This is a genomic window from Microbacterium sp. IEGM 1404 (assembly GCF_030056775.1).
Taxonomy (GTDB): Bacteria; Actinomycetota; Actinomycetes; order Actinomycetales; family Microbacteriaceae; genus Microbacterium.
This window is the reverse complement of the sequence record NZ_JASHKP010000002.1, coordinates 180417-197031: the sequence shown is the minus strand read 5'-3', so window position 1 is coordinate 197031 and position 16615 is coordinate 180417. Positions and strand designations below refer to the sequence as shown.

The 16615-nt window shown below is 73.6% G+C and carries 18 protein-coding genes; 7 read left to right on the top strand and 11 right to left on the bottom strand.

Annotated features, from left to right (window positions below):
- Positions 1–68 precede the first annotated feature (68 nt).
- The 5 genes from QM517_RS06665 to QM517_RS18610 form a co-directional block, all read right to left on the bottom strand.
- Positions 69–1550: an MFS transporter gene (locus QM517_RS06665; protein ID WP_283286094.1), complete on the bottom strand. Its 1482-nt coding sequence runs from the start codon at positions 1548–1550 to the stop codon at positions 69–71.
- Positions 1551–1685: 135 nt separating this feature from the next.
- A complete protein-coding gene (locus tag QM517_RS06660; protein WP_283286092.1) occupies positions 1686–3239 on the bottom strand; it encodes a carboxylesterase/lipase family protein in 1554 nt (517 codons plus the stop codon).
- An 8-nt stretch (positions 3240–3247) separates the two neighbouring features.
- On the bottom strand, positions 3248–3925 hold the full coding sequence (locus QM517_RS06655; RefSeq protein WP_283286091.1) for a GAP family protein: 678 nt from the start codon (positions 3923–3925) through the stop codon (positions 3248–3250).
- An 11-nt stretch (positions 3926–3936) separates the two neighbouring features.
- Positions 3937–5652 (bottom strand): hypothetical protein, encoded by a 1716-nt coding sequence (locus tag QM517_RS06650; RefSeq protein WP_283286090.1) that lies wholly within the window; start codon positions 5650–5652, stop codon positions 3937–3939.
- Entirely contained in the window at positions 5649–6287 is a 639-nt protein-coding gene (locus QM517_RS18610) for a response regulator (RefSeq protein ID WP_077052279.1), read from the bottom strand. The genes QM517_RS06650 and QM517_RS18610 overlap by 4 nt, the downstream gene beginning before the upstream one ends.
- Positions 6288–6348: 61 nt before the next feature.
- Between QM517_RS18610 and QM517_RS06640 the strand changes: the two genes are divergently transcribed.
- Genes QM517_RS06640 through QM517_RS06630 form a run of 3 tightly spaced genes read left to right on the top strand, consistent with a single transcriptional unit; the run spans position 6349 to position 8888 of the window.
- Complete coding sequence (locus QM517_RS06640; protein WP_077052278.1) at positions 6349–7971, top strand: SDR family oxidoreductase; 1623 nt, start codon at positions 6349–6351, stop codon at positions 7969–7971.
- Between the two features lie 9 nt (positions 7972–7980).
- On the top strand, positions 7981–8463 hold the full coding sequence (locus QM517_RS06635) for a MogA/MoaB family molybdenum cofactor biosynthesis protein (protein ID WP_077052277.1): 483 nt from the start codon (positions 7981–7983) through the stop codon (positions 8461–8463).
- On the top strand, positions 8460–8888 hold the full coding sequence (locus tag QM517_RS06630; RefSeq protein ID WP_283286086.1) for a molybdenum cofactor biosynthesis protein MoaE: 429 nt from the start codon (positions 8460–8462) through the stop codon (positions 8886–8888). The genes QM517_RS06635 and QM517_RS06630 overlap by 4 nt, the downstream gene beginning before the upstream one ends.
- A gap of 21 nt (positions 8889–8909) precedes the next feature.
- On the opposite strand, the gene QM517_RS06625 is transcribed toward QM517_RS06630, so the two are convergent.
- The 6 genes from QM517_RS06625 to moaA all read right to left on the bottom strand — a co-directional run bounded on the left by QM517_RS06625 (position 8910) and on the right by moaA (position 13455).
- Positions 8910–9629, bottom strand: a complete 720-nt coding sequence (locus QM517_RS06625) for a hypothetical protein (RefSeq protein WP_283286085.1) — start codon at positions 9627–9629, stop codon at positions 8910–8912.
- 74 nt (positions 9630–9703) lie between these two features.
- Entirely contained in the window at positions 9704–9940 is a 237-nt protein-coding gene (locus tag QM517_RS06620; RefSeq protein ID WP_083735174.1) for a MoaD/ThiS family protein, read from the bottom strand.
- Positions 9937–10416, bottom strand: coding sequence for a cyclic pyranopterin monophosphate synthase MoaC (moaC, locus tag QM517_RS06615; protein WP_077052274.1), 480 nt, complete (start codon positions 10414–10416; stop codon positions 9937–9939). The genes QM517_RS06620 and moaC overlap by 4 nt, the downstream gene beginning before the upstream one ends.
- Positions 10413–11636 carry a molybdopterin molybdotransferase MoeA gene (locus QM517_RS06610; RefSeq protein WP_283286084.1) on the bottom strand — a complete coding sequence of 408 codons (1224 nt, stop codon included), beginning with the start codon at positions 11634–11636 and terminating at the stop codon, positions 10413–10415. The genes moaC and QM517_RS06610 overlap by 4 nt, the downstream gene beginning before the upstream one ends.
- Positions 11633–12403 (bottom strand): HesA/MoeB/ThiF family protein, encoded by a 771-nt coding sequence (locus QM517_RS06605; protein ID WP_283286083.1) that lies wholly within the window; start codon positions 12401–12403, stop codon positions 11633–11635. Before QM517_RS06605 ends, QM517_RS06610 begins: the two co-directional genes overlap by 4 nt.
- Positions 12400–13455, bottom strand: coding sequence for a GTP 3',8-cyclase MoaA (gene moaA, locus QM517_RS06600; RefSeq protein WP_283286082.1), 1056 nt, complete (start codon positions 13453–13455; stop codon positions 12400–12402). The genes QM517_RS06605 and moaA overlap by 4 nt, the downstream gene beginning before the upstream one ends.
- Positions 13456–13525: 70 nt before the next feature.
- On the opposite strand from moaA, the gene QM517_RS06595 reads away from it, so the two are divergent.
- From QM517_RS06595 to QM517_RS06580, 4 genes are all read left to right on the top strand, one after another.
- On the top strand, positions 13526–13921 hold the full coding sequence (locus tag QM517_RS06595) for a TOBE domain-containing protein (RefSeq protein WP_077052270.1): 396 nt from the start codon (positions 13526–13528) through the stop codon (positions 13919–13921).
- 91 nt (positions 13922–14012) lie between these two features.
- Positions 14013–14777, top strand: coding sequence for a molybdate ABC transporter substrate-binding protein (modA, locus tag QM517_RS06590; protein WP_077052269.1), 765 nt, complete (start codon positions 14013–14015; stop codon positions 14775–14777).
- Positions 14774–15556: a molybdate ABC transporter permease subunit gene (modB, locus tag QM517_RS06585; RefSeq protein ID WP_283286079.1), complete on the top strand. Its 783-nt coding sequence runs from the start codon at positions 14774–14776 to the stop codon at positions 15554–15556. Before modA ends, modB begins: the two co-directional genes overlap by 4 nt.
- Complete coding sequence (locus QM517_RS06580; protein WP_283286077.1) at positions 15553–16602, top strand: sulfate/molybdate ABC transporter ATP-binding protein; 1050 nt, start codon at positions 15553–15555, stop codon at positions 16600–16602. The genes modB and QM517_RS06580 overlap by 4 nt, the downstream gene beginning before the upstream one ends.
- The last annotated feature ends 13 nt before the right edge of the window (positions 16603–16615 follow it).

Sequence of the window (16615 nt, the reverse complement as noted above, 5' to 3'; positions counted from 1 at the left end):
GTCGCCAGGATCTGTCGCTTCGGGCGCCCCGCGGGCGACGATTCCTGGCGACTCGCGCGGAGAGCGGCTCAGCCGCGGCGGATGGCGAGCGGCATCGTCGAGGTGTCGATGAGCGGGTCTTCGTCCTGACGGGCCACGACCGCCTCCGCCTCGGCGGGTGTCTCGACGGCGGGCACCGAGCCCAGCAGCGGTCGACGCGCGGTCTCGCGCATCGCGAACAGCGCCACCAGGCCCAACGCGGCGAAGAACATGATGTAGAACGCGGGCATGAGCGTGTTGCCCGTCCACTCGATGAGCGCCTGGCTGAACAGCGGCGTCGTGCCGCCGAACAGGGACACCGCGATGTTGTACGCCACGGCCATCGCTCCGAAGCGCGACGCGGTGGGGAAGAGGGCGGGCAGAGCGGATGCCGAGATCGCGACGTAGAACGCCACCGGCACCGCCGCGAGGGTCAGGGCGATCATCACGGCCCACAGCTCGCCGATCTGCATGATGAGGAACGCGGGGACGAGCAGCACGATCGCCGAACCGGCCGCGATCGCGTAGACGGGCTTCCGTCCGATCCGGTCGCTGAGCCTGCCGATGAGGGGGAGGGCCGCCGACATCACCAGCAGGACGGGAACCGTGGCCACCGCCGCGCCGAGGTTGGAGATGCCCACCTCCTTCTCGAGGTACGTGGGCATGTAGCTCGTGAGCGCGTAGCCGGCGGTGTTGGTCGCGGCGACCAGCGCGATGCCGATGAGCAGCGCGCGCCAGTGATGGCGGACGATGCCCCGCAGGCCCTGACGCGCCATCGGATCGTCCGAACCGGTCTCCTGCGCGGCCTCGGCGGCGTGCGTCTGCTCGAACGACGGCGTCTCGGGGATGCGCAGGCGGAAGTAGATCGCGACGATCCCGAGGGGGATCGCCAGCAGGAACGGGATCCGCCAGCCGTAGTCGACCATCGCGTTCTCGCCCGAGACCGCGGTGGTGATCGCGGTCGTCAGGGCGACCGCCGAGGCGCCCGCGGCGAAACCGACGTACGAGCCCACGTCCAGCCAGGACGACCAGAAGCCGCGTGTGCGATCCGGCGAGAACTCCGAGACGTAGGTCGTCGCGCCGGCGTACTCGCCGCCGGTCGAGAAGCCCTGGACCATCTTCAGCAGGTACAGCGGCACGATCGCCCACAACCCGATCGCGGAGGAGGTGGGCAGGATGCCGATGAGCGCGGTGGCCGTGGCCATCATCGCCATCGTCAGGAACAGCACCTTCTGCCGCCCGATGCGGTCGCCGAGCGGACCGAGCACGAACCCGCCGAACGGGCGGACGAGGAAGGAGATCGCGAAGCCCAGCAGCGTCACCAGCAGTCCCCACGGCTCGGGCAGGTCGGAGGTGAAGACAACGGCCAACGTCACGGCCAGGTAGCCGTAGATGCCGAAGTCGAACCACTCCATGAAGTTGCCGACGACGGTGCCGCCGATGGCGGTGCGCACACGCTTCTTGTCGACGACGATGACGCCGTCGACCTCGAGTCGAGGGGTTCCGGATGCCGCGGGGGGAAGCTGGCTCATACCTCCACCCCTACCGCGATCGGCGCGCGTTTTCCAGTCGAGGTCGGTCGCCGCCCGGGTGTGTTAGCCCGCGTGAGTCGCCAGGATGTGTCGCTCAGGACGGCCCTCAGGCGACGAATCCTGGCGACTCACGCGTCAAGAGAACGACAGGATGTTGTCACCCCACGCGCGGCGCAGCTCGCCGTCGAGGTCGTCGACGACGACATCGTGGCGGTCGATCACGAGGGTCGCGCGGGTGTCTCCCTCGTCGGCGGCGAACACCGGCCACGCGGGGGCATCGGGCGCCGACGGCTCGTCGCCGTGCGCGAACGCGGTCCAGCGCGCCTGCATCCGCGCCGAGATCAGTTCCGCCACCCGTCGACCGCCGAGACGGAAGGTGAGGTCCTTCGGGCCGCTCACGAGATTGCCCCACAGGTAGGGCAGCTCGGTGGCGTGCGTGGCACCGAGGCCGATGAGGCGCAGGAACGGCGAGGCGTGGTCGAAGCGGTACAGGTACACCGGTGCGACGGTGGAGTGGCCCTCGGCGACCCACAGCGTGGGCAGCCGGAAGCCGATGTCGCGCGCCACCCCCAGCCCGATCGCGCGGTGACGGACGTGCTCGTACGCGGTGAGCACCTGCTCTCGGGTCGGCAGCTCGACACCGGTGTTCTCGGCCGCCATGTCGGCGAACATCTGGTCGATCCGGTCGCCCGTGATGGGGATCAGGGGCGACTTCATGAACGAGAACAACGAGGCCTCGTCCTTGTTCGTCCCGATCATCACCGGCACGGGGATGCCGCGGCCCGCGCGGAGCGCGTCGATCGGGGCCTCCGGGAGCAGATCGCCGTCGACGACGGGCGCGAACGCGAGGGTGCCCGGGTCGGTGGTGGGGACCTCGGCGTACACGGCCTTGCCCGCGGCCACGATCGCCTCGACCGAGGCGGAGCGGACGGCGGAGGCCGCGCCGGCGTCATCGGGGTCGATGCCGAGCTGGGTGAGGAAGCTGCGGGCCACTTTCTGCGCCCGCGTCGTGCCGTACACGCTCGAGGCCGGGGACGACTGCGCGATCGCGCGGTGGAACAGACCCCGCGCGGACGGTGTCGCCAGGAGGGTGGTCACCAGCCCGCCGCCCGCCGACTCGCCGAACACCGTGACCCGGTCGGGGTCGCCGCCGAAGGACGCGACGTTGCGCTTCACCCAGCGCAGCGCCAGCAGCACGTCCTTCAGCGCCAGGTTGCCGTCGAAGCCGCCGTCGGGCACCGCGCCCGAGAGGTCGAGGAAGCCGAGGGCGCCCAGACGGTAGTTGACCGTGACCACGACGACCTCGCCCGTGGACACCATCGACGTGGCGTCGTACAGGGGCTGGCTCGACGACCCGAAGGTGTAGGCGCCGCCGTGCAGCCACACCATGACCGGCCGGGGCGAGTCCGCCGAGGCGGCCGGTGCCCACACGTTCAGGGACAGGCAGTCCTCGTCCTCCACCGCCGCATCGCCGAGCGGCACGGCGGGGTTCAGGGGCTGGGGACAGACGGGGCCGAAGGCGGTGGCATCCACCTCTCCCTCGGCATCCGGGGCGGGGAGGGGATCGCGCCAGCGGCGATCGCCCGTGGGGGCGACGGCGAAACGGATGCCGCGCCAGGAGAGCACCGAGCGGTCGAGGAGACCCCGGAAGGTTCCGGCGGGAGCGGTGACGGTGACGGGAGCGTCCATGGGGGTCCTCACGCGGTGAGCTGGCGGATCAGATGGGCGGCCTCGGTGGAGGCCAGGACCGCGAAGAGCACGGTCATGATGACGGCATTGTGGGCGATCATCTCGTCCTTGAGGCGGCGCAGCGCCGCACCGACGCCGGGGAGCCCGGTCGCGGCGAGCACCGTGGGGACGATGAGCGTCAGCGATCCCGCCACAGCGAGCGCGACGCACAGCAGCACCGTCGCCGCCATCGGAAGGTGCGCCGTGCCCAGGACCGCGCCGCCCTTGAGCTCGAGAGGGATGTTCTTGCTGTTGGTCGCCGCCATCAGCAGGCCGAGACCGGCTGCGCGCGCCGGCGTGATGGCATCCACCGCGGCGAGCCACCCGGGCGTCGCGGGCGCGGTCCCCGGCTTCGGGCGTCCGAGCCAGCTCACGAGGGCGAAGGCGGCGAAGCCCACCGTGAGCAGCGCCGTGAGGATCAGCACGACGATCTTGCCCCCGCTCCCGTGGGACGCGGAGGACGCACCGGCGGACGTGATCGCGCCCACGGCCACCACCGCGAGGGTCACGGCGAGGAACGCGCCCGTGTAGGCGGGCGCAGCGGTGCGGCCGCGGGCCGAGAGCAGGATCGCGACGACGGCGACGATCGGCAGCGGCGAGATCGCCATGCCGACCGCGAGGGGCAGGAGGGAGGAGAGTTCGGACATCGGCGCCGACGCTACGCGCTTCGGTCGACCCGATCTCCGGAATGTTCGGTCCACACGACAGAACCCGCCGGCGCAGGGTCGTGGGCGACCAGGAAAAGCGCTTCGAGTTCCGCGTCCCCGCCGCGCGCCGCCAGACGGGCGCCCAGGCGGCCGGCCCGCGAGCCCGGCCTCAGGCGCGCCCCCGCGACCGGGGTGCCCGGCGAGATCACTCGCACGCGGAGACGCGGACCGGCCGCCGTCGCCGTGAGACGTACCTCGACGCGCGCGGTCCGCACGCGCGCGTGCTTGGCGGCGTTGAGCAGACCCTCGGCCACGACGTCGATGACATCGTCGGCGAGCGCGGGGTCGGCGTTCAGCGCGGCGGCCGCGTCGTCGGCGACCTCACCGTCGACGGGCATCGCCGCCGCCCAGGTCCGGAGCAGGGGGCCGAGGGAGGTCGCGCGCGGGCCGGGGGTGTCGAACACGCTCCGCACGGCGGCCGCGAGCGGAAGCATCCCGGCGCGGAATCCGGCCACCTCGGCGGGGCCGGCATCCGGATGCCGCAGCGTGAAGTGCACCCCCGCGCCCTGGGCGTCGGCGTGCACGAGGTCGGCAGCGCGGTGCAGGCCCGCCCGGACCCGGCGCGTGCCGAGGTCGTCGGCGCGTCCCCGGTCCGCGATCGCACTCGACAGCCGCCGGCGTTCCACCCGGAGGCGGTGGAGTCCGCTACGACCCTGGGCGAGCGCGAGGGCGAGCGCCGGGTAGGTCAGGGCGGGTACGGCCGCGAGCGGCAGCGTGACGCCCTGCAGCATCGCGACGGCTGTGAGGGCCAGCCCGACGAGCACGGCGGATGCGATGAAGACGAGGGCCCGGGCCCGGGGACGTCGAGCGAGCGGGGGCACCCGGGCGACGAGGTCGGCCGCCGACCCGCACGCGAGGGCCCCGATCAGCCCGAGCAGGAGGTCCCCCGGGGCGACGCTGCGAAGGGCGTAGGGGAGGACGGCGACCCCGTACAGCAGCGCTGCCGTCCCGATGGGCGGGAGGCGCAGGGAGAGCGGCGTCCGCACCGGCGGGCGGTCATCCACGAGCCCGCCGGCGAACGGGGTCGTGGGCGCTTCGTCGGCGCGCGCGGAGAGGTCGCGCGCGTGGGTGCGGAGAGCGGATGCCAGGGCGCGGACATCCGCGACGGTGTCCAGTCGCGCCGTCTCGAGGGTGTCCGCGACGGCCGCGACCGCGGCTCGGGCCTCGGCGGTGTAGCGGCGCACGCGCGCAGCGCCGTCGTCCCACTGCGCGAGGACCTGGGCGAGCAGGGCATTGGTCTCGCGAGTCGAGCGGACGATGTCGACGAGGACGGCGGTCGCCACCAGGGCGATCGTCCACACCAGGAGATTCGTGGCCGCACGCAACGGAGCATCCGCCGGGGGCAGCACGGCGAGTCCGGCGGCGTGCGAGACCGCGTCCAGCAGGAGGGGGCGGCCGAGGGCGGTGGCGACGAGCGCCCCGGCCACGAGCGACGCTCGTGCGCGCGGGCGGCCGAGGGCGCGCTCGGCCAGCCCCACCCCGATCCACACGGCGCAGGAGATCGCCGCCGTCACCGTCGCGACCAGAGCACGTTCGGCCGGCGACAGCCCCGCGGGGAGCGGCGCCAGGACGGTCAGCGACACCGCGGCGATCGCGACGAAGGTCCAGCGCGTGACGAACCGGCCGCCGGAGAGCGCGCGGTCCACCGCGCGCAGCAGCGTCCTCACCCGACGGGGCCGAATTCGGCGAGGTAGAGCGCGCTCGCCCGGACGCGCGGGTTCGTCCCCGCCGCGCCGAGGCCGAGACGCGAGAAGATGCGGCTCACGGCACGCTCGACCGCGCGCGTCGTCGTGCCCCGCTCGCGCGCGATCTGCTCGTTCGACCATCCGCGTGCGACGAGGGCGAGCACCTCGACCTGCCGGCGGGTGAGCCCGGCCAGCGGGGAGGCGCGCTGCGGCACCGGGGGAGCGGGCGGTGTCGTCGTGCGAAGCGCCGCCTCGATGGCATCCACCACGACGTCGGCGGAACTGACGTCGAGCTTGGACACGAACACCGCGCGGGTCGGGCCGGGGCGTCCGGCACCCGCGACCGCGCCCGGGAAGCTGCTGAGGAAGACGACGGCGAGGTGCGGGGCGAGACCGGTGAGCATCGTGGCCAGTTCGACGCCGGAGGGGCGCGACCCGAGGTCGATGTCGGTCACCAGCACATCGGGATCCGTGTCCGTGAAAAGGCCGGTCGCCTCGGCGGCGTCGGCCGCGCCGGTGACCTCGAAACCGCGGTGCGCGAGCATGTCGCACAGCAGGACACGCATCGCCGGTTGATCTTCCACGACGAGCACGCGACGCACCCACGCGGTCTCCACGCACTCACACTATCGACGTCAAGCCCCCTCGGATGTCGGGGGCCGGGCGTACCTTTTCGGCATGAGCGAGCTGTCCGCCCCCACCGGTCGTGAACCCGCGCTCGTCGCGCAGCCCCGCCCCGACGGGTCCGCGCCGCGCGCGCTCGTCCTCGGCGCGACCGGCTATCTCGGCGGGCGTCTCGTGCCCCGCCTCCTCTCGGCCGGTTACCGGGTGCGGGTGCTCGCCCGCGACGCCCGGCGCGTCGAGGCGTTCCCCTGGGGCCACGACGTCGAAGCAGTGGAGGGCGACGCGACCGACGCGGCGGCGGTCGCCCGTGCCGTCGACGGTGTCGACGTGCTCTACTACCTCATCCACTCGATGGGCGGCGGGCGCGACTTCGAGGACACCGACCGTCGCGCGGCGCGCACCGTCGCCGACGCCGCCGCGGCGGCATCCGTCTCCCGCATCGTGTACCTCGGCGGGCTGCACCCCGACGACGCGCCGCTGTCGGCGCACCTGCGCTCGCGCGTCGAGGTGGGTGAGATCCTGCTCGCCAGCGGCGTGCCCGCGCTCGTGCTGCAGGCCGGCGTCGTGATCGGTTCGGGGTCGGCGTCGTTCGAGATGGTGCGGCACCTCACCGACGTCCTGCCCTACATGCCGGCGCCGAAGTGGGTGCGCAACCGCATCCAGCCGATCGCCGTGCGCGACGTGCTGCACTACCTGCTCGGCGCCGCGCGCGTGGCTCCCAACGTCAACCGTGCCGTTGACATCGGCGGGCCCGACGTGCTGCGCTACGGGCAGATGATGAACGGCTACGCCCTCGAGGCGGGGCTGCACCAGCGCGCCATCGCGTCGCTGCCCGTCCTCACGCCGCGCCTGGCGTCGCACTGGGTGAACCTCGTGACCCCCATCCCCAAGTCGATCGCGCGCCCGCTCGTGGAGTCGCTGCAGAACGACTGCGTCGTGAAGGACCGCGCGATCGACGACCTCGTGCCGCGCCCCGAGGGCGGGTTGATGCCGTACCGCGAGGCCGTCCGGCGCGCGCTCGGCCGCGTGAACGACGACGCGATCGAGACCAGCTGGCAGGACTCCGAGGTCTCCGGCGCCCCCAGCGACCCGCTCCCCAGCGACCCCGAATGGGCGGGGCGCCTCGTGTACACCGACGAGCGCACCATGCGCACGAGCGCGAGCCCCGCGCAGCTGTGGTCGGTGATCGAGGGCATCGGCGGCGAGAACGGGTGGTACTCCTCACCGCTCCTGTGGGCGATCCGCGGGTGGATGGACCGCCTCGTCGGCGGCGTCGGACTCGCGCGCGGGCGCCGGAGCCGCAGTGTCGTCACCGTCGGCGACGCGCTCGACTTCTGGCGCGTCGAGGCGATCGAGCCCGGTCACCTGCTGCGCCTCCGCGCCGAGATGAAGGTCCCGGGCGGGGCGTGGCTCGAGCTGCGCGCGAGCCCCGAGGGCGAGGGGGCGCGGTTCGACCAGCGCGCACTCTTCTTCCCGACGGGTCTCGCGGGGCGCCTGTACTGGCTGTCGGTGCTGCCGTTCCACGGGCTCATCTTCAGCGGCATGGCACGGCGCATCACCGCGGCCGCCGAGTCGGTGCAGCGTGACGATCCCGAGCCGAAGGCGAAGGCCGGGCGCATCCCGCCGGAGGTTCCCGAGGTCGAGACGATCCCGTCCGCGGCCGACACGCGCGCCTAGGCTGGGACGGTGCCGTACACCGCCCGCGTGATCACCGTGTCCGACCGCTCCGCCGCCGGGCTCCGCGAGGATCGCGGCGGACCGCTGGCGGTGTCGCTGCTGCGCGAGGCGGGGTTCGACTGCGACGACCCCGTCGTCGTGCCCGACGGCGCCGACAACGTCGAGGCCGCCGTGCGCGGAGCGGTCGCGACGGGCGCCGGACTCGTCGTCACCACCGGCGGCACCGGCATCGCGCCCACCGACCGCACGCCCGAGGGCACCGCGCGCGTCCTCGATCGGGAGCTCCCCGGCATCGCCGAGGAGCTCCGGCGCCGTGGCCTCGCCGACACCCCGCTCGCGGTGATCTCGCGCGGCCTCGCCGGGATCGTCGACCCCGCGACCCTCGTCGTCAACCTCCCGGGCTCCACGCGCGCCGTGGCATCCGGGATCGCGGTTCTCGCCGAGCTGGCCCCGCACGTCCTCGATCAACTCGCCGGAGGAGACCACTCATGAGCGCCGTCCGCATCGCCCAGCTGTCCGAGGACCCGCTCGACCTCGACGCGCACCTGCGGGCCGTCGAGGACGACGCCTCGGGGGCCGTCACGACGTTCGTCGGGCGCGTCCGCAACACCGACCCGGATGCCACGGATGCCGTCGTCGCGCTGGAGTACAGCGCGCACCCCGACGCGCCCGCCGCGCTGCACCGCATCGCCGAGCACGCGGCCGCGGGCACCGACGCGATCGTGGCCGTGAGTCACCGCGTCGGCCGGCTCGGCGTGGGCGATGCCGCCGTCATCATCGCGGTGGCCTCGGGTCACCGCGCGGCGGCGTTCGAGGTGTGCCGCACCATCATCGAGACGATCAAGACCGATCTTCCCGTGTGGAAGCGCCAGGTCGAGGCCGACGGCACGACGGCGTGGAAGGGTCTCGGCGGGTAGCGGCGAGGCTGAGCCCGCGCGTCATACCTCCGCGAGGCGGGTCCCGCCGGTCGGGCGTCGGGCGATCGTCCGGCGGAGTGCCGAGATCGACGAGGCGATCAGAAGGACGACTGCGGCGGCAGCTGTTGCCACGGCGATGACCGTCTCGGTGTGCGGTGTGGTGTCGTACGAGGAGCTCCCGACGACGGCCGGGGCGATCACGAAGCAGGCGCAGATGTATCCCGGCACGGTGGTCATCAACAGCAGCGCAAAGGTGAGCGCGGTCGCCGGCGCCGACCGGATGCTCACCGCGACGAGGACGATGAGACCCGCGAAGGCGACGACACTGAAGAGGATGATCGGCCACTGGAGGAACGTGGGCGCCCCGAGGACACCGGAAGCGAGCGCGTGCACACCGGTGAGGCCGAGGCCCACCGCCGTCGACACCGCGGCCATCCTCGAGAGGCCGGGTGCGGGGCCGTGCCCTTGGCCGACGAGCACGAGCACGCCCGCGGCCAGCAGAAGGTATCCCGCCCCGAACCACTGCGCGGCTGCCCCGATGTTCTCCCACGGGTCGGCGGGGTAGGAGTAGTCGAAGAGATGGTCTTCGATCCAGCGATCCCGGCGCGTCCACGTCGTCGGGGCGACCAACCATCGTTCGGCTGCGGCGATGTACTGCAGAGCAGCCGACCCGAGCAGGAATGCGGCCGCACTCACCTGCCTGCGCGGATCGACGGCCGGCCGAAAGAGGATCCTCCCCATGGCAGCAGGCTACGGCTGATGCATGCGGCACGGGTTGAACATCGGGTGACGCGTGAGCACGGCCACCCGAGGTGTCACCCGCCGGCGAACGGCGGCAGCACGTCGACGTGCGCGACCCCGGCGAGGGGCGCGTCGTCGTCGCGGCGCTCGCCGTCGACGAGCACGGCGCAGCGGTCCAGGATGCCGGCGAGCGCGGGGTGGTCGGCGAGCACCGCCGCGCGCAGCGCCGCGAGCGAGGATTCCCCGCGGTCCTCGGCATCCGCTCCCGCCGCCTCCGCCGCGGCGGCGAAGTAGCGCACCCGCACGCTCACGCGGGCTCCCCGGGACGGTGCCAGTCGCCGGACTTGCCGCCGGTCTTGGCGACGATGCGCACGTTCTCGATGAACGTGCCCTTGTCGAGACCCTTCACCATGTCGACGATCGCGAGGGCGGCGACCGAGACGCTCGTGAGCGCCTCCATCTCGACTCCGGTGCGGTCGGCGGTGCCGACGGTGGCCTCGATCTCGACGCCGTCGTCGACGATCTCGAGATCGACCGAGGCGCGGTGCACGCCGATCACGTGCGCGAGGGGCAGGAGCGTCGGCGTCGACTTCGCAGCCTGGATGCCGGAGATCCGCGCCACGGCCAGCACATCGCCCTTCGGTGCCGTCCCGTCGCGGAGGGCGGCGACCACCTCGGGTGCGCACCGGACGAACCCGCGCGCGGTGGCGGTGCGGACGGTGGGCTGCTTGGCGGTGACGTCGACCATGCGGGCGTGGCCCGCGGCATCCAGGTGGGTGAAGGTCATGGAATCAGCATGACATCGACGGGATCGCCGACGGCGACGGAGGACACCTCGGCCGGGACGATCGCGAACGCCTCGGCGCGCGCGAGGGATGCCGCGAGGTGCGAGCCGGAGCCGCCCGCGGTGGCGGGGCGAACCGTGCCTTCGACGAGGTCGATCGCGGCGGGGAGGTACTGGCGGCGACCGGGCGGGGTCTTCCACGGCTCGGACGCGGTGAGCCGGGCGCGACGGCGGTCGACGGCGGTGCCGCCCTGGAGTGCGAGGAGGGCGGGGCGGACGAACACCTCGAACGACACCGCGACGCTCACGGGGTTGCCGGGGAGTCCGAACACGAGGCGGCCGTCGTCGAGCACGCCGAACGCCTGCGGCTTGCCGGGCTGCATCGCGACCTTCACGAAGGCGATCCTCTCGGAGAGGGCCTGGCGCACCGGCTCGTACGCCCCCGCGCTCACACCGCCCGTGAAGATGACGACGTCGACACCGGCCGCGTGTTCGAGGAGAGCGTCGATCGCGTTGCGGTCATCGGTGAGCTGCGCGGAGACGACGACCTCGGCGTCGGCGTCCGCGACGAGGGAGGCCAAGAGGGTGGAGTTCGAGTCGGGCGTCTGACCGCGGCCCGGAGCGATTCCCGGCGGCACGAGTTCGCTTCCCGTCGACACCACGGCGACCCGCGGCCGGCGGCGCACCTCGACGCGGTCGACACCCGCGGCCGCGGCGGCCGCGAGCGCGTACGGTCCCAGCCGCTCGCCCGCCGCCAGCACGACGTCGCCCGTGCGCACGTCGCCTCCGCGGCGGCGGATGAACGCCCCCGCGGCGGCGGGCGCACGCCGCACCTCGACGGTGCCGAGCGAGTCGGCGAGGCCGCCCGTGGTGTCCTCGAACGGGACGATGGCGTCGGCGCCGGTGGGTACAGGCGCACCTGTCATGATCCGCACCGTTTCGCCCGGGCCGAACGCCGGATCGTCGTCGGATCCCGCCGGCAGGTCGGCGACCACTCGCAGTGACACGGGGGAATCGGCATCCGCGCCCTCGACGTCGGCGAAACGCACGGCGAACCCGTCCATCGAGGAGTTGTCGTCGCCGGGGAGGTCGTGGCGGGCGTGCACGTCGGCGGCGAGCGTACGGCCCGCAGCCTCGGCGAGCGAGACGGTCTCGACGGGCAGAGGCTCCACGGCGGCGAGGACGCGCGCGCGGTGCTCTTCGACGGTGAGCAGATCGGTCACGGGGTCCTCCGGGGCGCGAGCGGGACGATGTCGTGGCGGGAGCGCAGGGCGTCGATGACGACGAGGCGTCCGAGGAGTGGTTCGCCCGCGCCGGTGATCAGCTTGATCGCCTCGGTGGCGAGCAGCCCGCCCACCTGCACGCACAGCGCGCCGAGCACGCCCACCTGCGCGCACGTCGGCGGCTCACCGACCGAGTCGGGCGGGAACACGTCGCCGAGCGTCACCGGCGCGTACCCCTCGGGCGGCCGCGACCAGAACACGGTGGCCTGGGCCGACCACTCCTGCACGGCGCCCCACACCAGCGGCATCCCGAGCTCGTCGGTCGCGGATGCCACGGCGCTGCGGGTGTCGAACGTATCGCTGCCGTCGATGACGACGTGGGCTCCGCCGAGGAGATCCCGGGCGTTCTGGGGGGTGAGGCGGGAGTTCTCCTCGCGCACGTGCGTGAGGGGCGAGAGGTCGTGGATCGCCCGGGCGGCGGATGACGTCTTGGGCGCGCCGATGTCGTCCACGCGGTGCATCAGTTGACGCTGCAGGTTCGTGCGCTCGACGACGTCGTCGTCGATCACGATGAGTTCGCCGACACCGGCCGCGGCGAGGGCGAGCAGCACGGGCGACCCGAGTCCCCCCGCGCCGACGACCGCGATGCGGGCGGCCGCGAGCCGGCGCTGACCTTCTTCGCCGATCCCGGCGAGGACGGCGTGCCGGGCCGTGCGGATGAGTTCTTCGGGGGCGAGGGAGGCCACCGGTTCGACGAGCGGGATCATCCGCCGATCGCGCTCATCGTGCGCTCCGGCTGGACGAAGTCGGCACGTGCCAGCCCGACGCGGTCGGAACCGTGGGCGCGGGGCTTGCGCCACATGGCATCCCGCCAGATCTGTGCGAGGTCGGCGTCGCTCGCGCCGTCGCGCAGCGCCGTGAGCAGGTCGGTCTCCTCGTGTGAGAAGAGGCACGAGCGGACCCGGCCGTCGGCGGTGACGCGCGTGCGCGTGCACGCGGCGCAGAACGGCTCGGTGACCGAGGAGATGATGCCGACGTGTCCGGCGAGCGTGCGGTCGCCGCGGCGCCGCACTTCCCACCGTTCGGCCGGTGCCGCGCCCCGACCGCGGGGGTCGGCGGCGAGGTCGAACACGTCCTCGAGGGCGGCGCGGATCTCGCGGGCCGGCACGACCTGCGTCTCGGTCCACGACCGGTCGCCGTCGAGCGGCATGTCCTCGATGAAGCGCATCTCGTAGCCGTGGGTCACCGCCCAGTCCACCAGCGGCACGATCTCGGTGTCGTTGATCCCGCGCAGGAGCACCGCGTTGATCTTGATGGGCCCGAGGCCCACGGCCTGGGCCGCCTCGAGCCCCGCGAGCACCTTGTCGAGGTGCGGGCGGCGGGTGAGCTCGGCGAAGGTCTCGGGGTGCAGCGTGTCGAGCGAGGCGTTCAGGCGCGTGAGCCCGGCGTCCTTGAGCGCCCGCGCACGGCGGTCGAGCCCCACGGCGTTCGTCGTCATCGCGATCGGCAGATCGGGGTGATCGAAGCGGATGCGGGCGATGACGTCCTCGAGGTCCTTGCGCACGAGCGGTTCGCCGCCCGTGAGGCGCAGCTCCTCGGCCCCGAGGGCGCGGACGGCGACGCGGACGATGCGCGCGATCTCCTCGCCGGTCATCAGCTGCTGCTGCGGCATCCACGGCAGACCCTCGGCCGGCATGCAGTACGTGCAGCGCAGATTGCACTTGTCGATCACCGACACGCGCAGGTCGCGGGCGACGCGGCCGAACCGGTCCAGCAGACCCCCCCCGCGAGGGGCTCCGGTCTCGCGCACGGCATCCATGGGTCGAGCCTAGGCGAGTGGGGGAGGCCCGGGGTCGCTGTGCGAGGGGTCGCGGCGCTAGCGTCATGACATGCCGAACACCTTCCGCATCGCGCCCGCCGCGCGGCTGCTCGGAGTGAGCGACGACACCGTGCGCCGCTGGATCGACCAGGGGCTCCTCCCCACCACCGGCGCCACGCCCACGGAGATCCCCGGCGAAGCGCTCGCCGCCCGCGCCGTCGCCCTCGCCGACGAGCCCGACGACCCCACCGGGGTGTCCTCGAGCGCCCGCAACCGGTTCGTCGGCATCGTCACGCGGGTGCGCGTCGACGGGGTGATGGCGCAGGTCGATCTGCAGTGCGGTCCGCACCGCGTGGTCTCGCTCATGTCGGCCGAAGCAGCCGAGGAGCTCGCTCTCGAGCCCGGCGCTCTGGCGGTCGCCTCGGTGAAGGCGACGGTCGTGACAGTCGAGACCCCCCGCGCCTGAGATCTCGCGAATACGGCTTCCATCGGCCCTATGGTCCGCAGATGAGGAACAATGGATGCCGCGGCCGTCGGTGTCGCCGAAAGGACCCCTCATGCGACGCCCCCTCCGCCTCACCGCGCTCCTCGCCGCCGGCGCCCTGCTCGCCGGCTGCGCCGCTCCGGCCGCGTCGTCCGCTCCCGCGGCATCCGCCGACGGACTCTCCGGCACCGTCGAGGTGTACGCGGCGGCGTCGCTGCAGCGGTCGTTCGACCAGATCGCCCGGGCGTTCGAGACCCGGCACCCCGGCGTCACGGTGACCGCGGTGTACGACGGCTCCAGCACGCTGGCCACCCAGATCGGCGAGGGAGCGCCCGCCGACGTCTTCGCCTCGGCCGACGAGAAGAACATGGCGAAGGTCGCCGACCGGGCGCCCGAGCCGCGGATCTTCGCGGGCAACACCCTGGTCATCGCGGTGCCGACCGGCAACCCCGGGAAGGTGCAGAGCCTCGCCGACCTCGCGCGCGTGACGACCGTGCTGTGCGCGGCGGAGGTGCCGTGCGGCGCCGCATCGCAGACGTTGCTGTCGAACGCCGGTGTCACAGTGACCCCGGCCAGCGCCGAGCAGAACGTCACCGCCGTGCTCACCAAGGTCGCCGCCGGCGAGGCGGACGCGGGCCTGGTGTACGCCACCGACGTGGTGGGTCGCACCGATGTCGCCTCGATCGTGCCGGAGGGGGCGGATGCCGTGGTCAACCGCTACCCGATCGCCGCGCTGGCCGATGCTCCGAACCCCGCCGCGGCGGCCGAGTTCGTCGACTTCGTGCTCTCGGCGGACGGGCAGGAGATCCTCGCCGACGCGGGGTTCCGGGCTCCGTGAGAGGGGCGGGCTACGTTCCCCGCTGGCTGATCGTGCCGGCGGTGGTCGGGCTGCTCTTCCTCCTCGTCCCGCTCACCGCGCTCGTCGCGCGGGTGGAATGGTCCACGCTGATCGCCGACGTCACCGCACCGACGGCGCTGCAGGCTCTCGGCCTGTCCCTGGGCACCGGGGCGGTGGCGACGCTCGTGTGCGCGGCTGTCGGCATCCCGCTCGCCCTTCTCATCGCGCGCAGCTCGCCCCGGATCGCGGCGCTCCTCCGGGCGCTCGTGACGGTTCCGCTCGTGCTCCCGCCGATGGTCGGCGGCGTCGCGCTCCTCTACCTCTTCGGCCGCAACGGCTGGTTCGGCGCGCTGGGCCTGCCGTTCACCACGACCGCGGTCGTGCTCGCGCAGGTGTTCGTGGCGCTGCCGTTCCTCGTGCTCGCCGTGGAGGGGGCGCTGCGCAGCACGGGCGTCGAGATCGAGCGGACCGCGGCCTCCCTCGGTGCCTCGCGGGTGACGATCCTGCGGCGGGTGACCCTGCCTCTGGCCGCACCGGGCATCGTCGCCGGCATCGTGCTGTGCTTCGCCCGCGCGATCGGCGAGTTCGGCGCCACCGCCCTGTTCGCCGGCAACCGCCCGGGCGTCACGCAGACCATGCCCCTCGCGATCTACACCGCGTTCAACGGTGGCGGCGTCGGCCAGGGCACCGCGGTCGCGCTCGCGCTCCTGCTGCTGGTGACGGCGATCGCGGTGCTGCTGCTCGTCCGCGGCTGGCGGCCGGCCGTGGGGGCATCGTGAGCGCCGCGCTGTCCGCGCACGTCGTGGTGCAGCGGCGGGCGTTCCGCGTGGACGTCGCGTTCGACGTCGCCCCGGGGGAGACGCTGGCCATCATGGGGCGCAGCGGCGCGGGGAAGTCCACGGTGCTCGAGGCGCTCGCGGGGCTGCAGCGGCTCGACGGCGGCGAGATCGCGCTCGACGGACGCGTGATCGACCGTTTCGCGCCCCCGCGGGTGCGCACCGACCCGATGCGGCGCGGCATCGTGCTGCTCGGGCAGGATGCGCGGCTCTTCCCGCACCTCTCGGTGCGCGAGAACGTCGCCTTCGGTCCGCGCGCGGCCGGCGTCGCGGTCGCCGATGCCCGCGCGGACGCCGACGCGTGGCTCGCCCGTGTCGGGCTCCCGGGGGTCGGGGACCGTCGGCCGGCCGAGCTCTCCGGCGGCGAGCAGCAGCGGGTGGCGGTGGCCCGCGCCCTCGCCGCCCGGCCGCGGGCCGTGCTCCTGGACGAACCGCTCGTCGCGCTGGATGCCGTGACCGCCGCAGAGATCCGCACGATGCTGCGGGACGCCCTCGACGGGGTCACCGCCGTCGCCGTCACCCACGACGCCGTCGACGCCGCGATCCTCGCCGACCGGCTGCTCATCGTCGAGGCGGGGCGGGCGACCCAGCTCGGACCGGTGCGCGAGGTGCTCTCGGCGCCGGCGTCCGACGTCGCCGCGCGCATCGCCGGCCTCGAGCGCGTCGGAGGCACGGCCTCCGCCGGAAGCTGGGTGCTCGGCGACGTCCGGCTCGCGTCGACGGATGCCGGATCCCGCGCGCTCGCGGCAGAAACCGGGCGCGCGCTCGCCGCCGTCTTCCGGGCGGCGGACGTACGTGTGGGGGAGTCCGCGGTCAACGCGTGGCGCGCGCGGGTGGTGCGACTGGAGCCGACTCCGACCGGTGTGCGGCTCCTGGCCGATGTCGGTGCCGCGGAGATCGACGCCGTGACGGCGGCCGACCTGGCGGCGGGGGACGTCGTGACCCTGTCGATTCCGCCGGATCGCGTGCGGTTCGTCCCGGCATCCTGACGCGCGCGTCACG